This window comes from Prevotella sp. CAG:592, from assembly GCF_000436015.1.
GTDB classification, from domain to species: domain Bacteria; phylum Bacteroidota; class Bacteroidia; order Bacteroidales; family Bacteroidaceae; genus Prevotella; species Prevotella pectinovora.
Map to the genome: position 1 here is coordinate 4,918 of NZ_FR892531.1, position 1,538 is coordinate 6,455.

Annotated in this window: 2 protein-coding genes; both read left to right on the forward strand. The window is 51.8% G+C overall.

The window, feature by feature from the left end:
- On the forward strand, positions 1–720 hold a 720-nt coding region (locus tag QVO99_RS02970), incomplete at its 5' end, for a S26 family signal peptidase (RefSeq protein ID WP_288176899.1).
- Between the two features lie 36 nt (positions 721–756).
- The gene (locus QVO99_RS02975; RefSeq protein WP_022316105.1) at positions 757–1,395 is read left to right on the forward strand and encodes a WbqC family protein; all 639 of its coding nucleotides are present in this window, start codon (positions 757–759) and stop codon (positions 1,393–1,395) included.
- Positions 1,396–1,538: the final 143 nt, after the last annotated feature.

Here is a 1,538-nt window from a genome sequence, read left to right on the forward strand (position 1 = left end):
GGAGACACACCCTCTCCCACCGGCGGCAACTCAAGGAAACAGATGAGAAACGCCATAAAGTTCATAATCGCCATCATCATTGCGGGACTGCTCATGATTCTCTTCCGCTGCGTGGCATTCACCATCTATATAGTCCCCAAGACGGGTATAAAGCCATGGCTCGTCGATGGCGACCGTGTGCTGGTGAACAGATGGAGCTATGGACTGAGGACGGGCAGCGACAAGACATTCCCATACAGCCGGTGGTTCCGCAAGCCGGTGGGCAAAGGCGAGCTCGTGGCTTTCAACTATCCGCTCGACACCATGCACACCGTGACGAACAGAAGCGTTCACGCCGCTTTCTGCATGGCAGGACCGGGCGACACCACATACATTGACCACCACCCCATCATTCCGCCGAAGAGATGCCGCATGGTGGAAGTGAAGCCATGGAACATAAAACTCCTCTGCAACACCTACCGTATCCACGAGGGACGGAAGGCGGACATCAAGGACGGGAAACTCATCGTGGACGGAAAGGCGACACGCTACGCCTATTTCTCAAGAAACTATTATTGGATGAGTTCTGTCGACGGCGACACAACGCCGGACAGCAGATATTACGGTTTCGTGCCCGAAGACCACATTATAGGACGCATCGTCATGGTGGTTTATTCCAGAGGCAACAGCGAGTCGTTCTTCGGCAGCTTCAGAAACGCCAGATGGCTGATGCCGCTATAACGGAAACATCCCGCTCATCCACAAAACTCACCCTGAATGACAGCTTTATTATCTTCAACATACTTCGGACCCATACAGTGGTATCAGAAGCTCAACCGCTATGACAGCATATTAATCGAGCAGCACGACAGTTTCGTGAAGCAGACCTACCGCAACCGCTGCATAATAGCGACGGCTAACGGGAGCCAGGCTCTCAGTTTGCCAACATCGCCCGGCAACAAGGACAAAGGCGATGAGGGGATGCCGACGACGGTGAACTCCACCATAATCAGCGACCACGGCAACTGGCGCCACGTACACTGGAACGCATTGAAGAGCGCATACGGTGAGTCGCCTTTCTTCGAATACTATGCCGACGACATCAAACCGTTCTTCACCGGGAAATGGACTGACCTGTATTCCTTCAACATGGACATCTGCCGGAAGATGTGCGAACTGCTCGACATAGAACCGAACATTTCGCTCACAGACCATTATATCAGCAGAGAGGAAGCTTGCGACCTCGGCATCGCGGACTTCCGCGACGCTATCCGGCCCAAGCATCCGTTGCCAGACCCCGACTTCGAACCACGGCGCTATTATCAGGTGTATGAACAGCGCCACGGCTTCCTGCCTAACATGAGTATTATCGACCTGCTCTTCAACATGGGAAACGAGAGCGTGCTATGGTTATAGATATGAGTAAAAGTTGCCCATGTCACTGATTCTTAGTAAAAACAAGAATTTCTGAAAAACTGTCAGATTATCTGGTTTTTTGCTGTAATATACTGACAGACAAATAGTTGACTACCTGGCGATTGTCAGCCAATTGTCTGGAT

Bases quoted from the DNA above. Each gene is read 5' to 3' on its own strand.
- QVO99_RS02975 (WP_022316105.1), top strand. From the start codon at position 757: ATGACAGCTTTATTATCTTCAACATACTTCGGACCCATACAGTGGTAT.